The organism is Cetobacterium sp. (assembly GCF_048470075.1).
Lineage (GTDB): Bacteria > Fusobacteriota > Fusobacteriia > Fusobacteriales > Fusobacteriaceae > Cetobacterium_A.
The window spans coordinates 1-2,033 of record NZ_DBGBQB010000016.1 but is presented as its reverse complement, the minus strand read 5'-3'; the positions used below and the strand labels follow the sequence as shown (position 1 = coordinate 2,033).

Below are 2,033 nucleotides of genomic sequence, written 5' to 3'. Positions count from 1 at the left end.
ACAGATGTCATTATTACTTCAGGATATGAGAGAATCAATAGAGTACCTAGATAAACATATGACAGAGAAAAAAGAGATAAAGAAAACAGAGGACCATGTGGCAGGATACACTCACACAGAAAAAAGATTATTGAAAAAATAAGTAAAAAAGAGGTGTACTTATGGAGGATTTGACGAGTGATAAACTTGGTTTTTGGAGTATTTTCTTTTTAGGAGTAAATTCAATAATAGGATCAGGAATATTTCTTTTACCAAATAAGGCCTATGCTGATGTAGGAGTGGCCAGCTTAATAGTAATTTTAATAAATGCAGTTCTAGCATTATTTCTTGCTCTTTGCTTTGCTGAAACTGCGAGTATATTTGATAAAAATGGATCCTCTTTTGTGTATGCAAAAGAGGCTTATGGAAATTTTGTAGGATTTGAAATTGGAATTTTTGCATGGTTTATTGGAATTGTAAGCTGGTCAGCAGAGATTCAAGGGTTTTTAACAGCTTTTGGGGGAATATATCCCCAAGCTGTGGATCCTTTTTATAATAAGATGTTCGTTATAGCTATTGGAATTTTTTTAGGAGTTTTGAACTATTTAGGAGTTAAATTTTCAAAAATATTAAATAACCTAATTACAGTTAGTAAACTGTTACCTTTACTATTTTTTATTTTTGTAGGAATATTTTTCATAAAAGGTTCAGATTTTCTGCCATTGATTCCAAAAATAGAGTTAGGGCTTTCCACTGGAAATTTAGGAGTGGCAACACTGGTTATATTCTACGCTTTTACGGGGTTTGACCTATTGGCAGTTGCGGCAGAGGATATGCAAAATCCAACAAAAAACCTACCTAAAGCTATAATCTGGGTTATGATATTTTGTTCAATTTTTTATCTGTTAATTATGGTAATTTGTATTGGACTATTGGGACCTAAATTGGGAACAACATCTGTTCCAATAGCTTCAGCAACGGCAGTTATATTTGGGAAATCAGGTTTTTTATTTATAACAATAGCCACACTAGTTTCAATAGGTGGTATAACTATCGCTCTATCCTTTATTGCACCAAGATCGATTCAAGCTTTAGCCGACAGCAAATACGTTCCAGAGATATTCAATAAAAAAGGAAGATTTGGAACTGCAGGTTTTGCAATTTTACTAACAACTGCAATAACAATAGGATTAGCTCTCTATGGAAACTTTATATTTTTAGCCAGTCTTACAGTTATAGCTAGATTGATTGAGTTTATATCCACAGCGGGATCTGTTCTTGTTTTTAGAAAGAAAAAATTAAAGGCATTATATAGAATACCTTTAGGTCCAGTTGTACCAATAGCAGCCATAATTCTTTCAATATGGTTATTGACTCAATCATCTTATGAAAAAATATTTTTTATAATGATAGGAGTTGCTATTGGAGCTATACTATATGTAACTTATGCTAAAAAACAGATGGAGAAACAATAGTCATAACTATAGATAAGTTTTATAGATTTAAAGCAGTCAGATTTTTGGCTGCTTTTTTATTGTAAAAAATAAATTTAAAATCAATCATAGCATCTGCATTTTTTATTTATATATAAAGAATATAAATAGTGAATTGATTAAATGAATTTGAAAAAGAGAATAAAAAGAGATAGTGTCTAAAATAATATTATTTTAAAGGGGTAGACATGGGAAATCTATTTTATTTTTTAATTGGTAGAGTTACCTCCTATTTTGGAGTTGGAGTTTTAAGGATAGCACTACCTATTTTTATATTGGAAAAAACAGGGTCAGCATCAGCTTTAGGAACATTTATGGCATTGACATCTCTACCAGCGTTTATGTTAAGCCCAATTTTAGGTAACTATCTGGAGAGTTTAAATAAAAAGTATATAATGATTACAACAGATTTTATACAATTTATGGTATTTTCAGTTTTATATATTTTAGAGATAGAGGAACTGAATATACTGTGGATATATATTTTATTGTCTTTTACTTTAGGAAAAGCTTTTGAAATATCAAGCTCCTCTATTTTTTCACAGATAATAGAGGATAGGT

Annotated in this window: 1 protein-coding gene and 1 pseudogene; both read left to right on the top strand. The window is 30.4% G+C overall.

The window, feature by feature from the left end; genetic code table 11:
• Positions 1-161 precede the first annotated feature (161 nt).
• Positions 162-1,454 (top strand): APC family permease, encoded by a 1,293-nt coding sequence (locus tag ACMOUI_RS00475; RefSeq protein ID WP_418963780.1) that lies wholly within the window; start codon positions 162-164, stop codon positions 1,452-1,454.
• 206 nt (positions 1,455-1,660) lie between these two features.
• Positions 1,661-2,033, top strand: a pseudogene (locus ACMOUI_RS00470) (hypothetical protein); the annotation flags it as partial.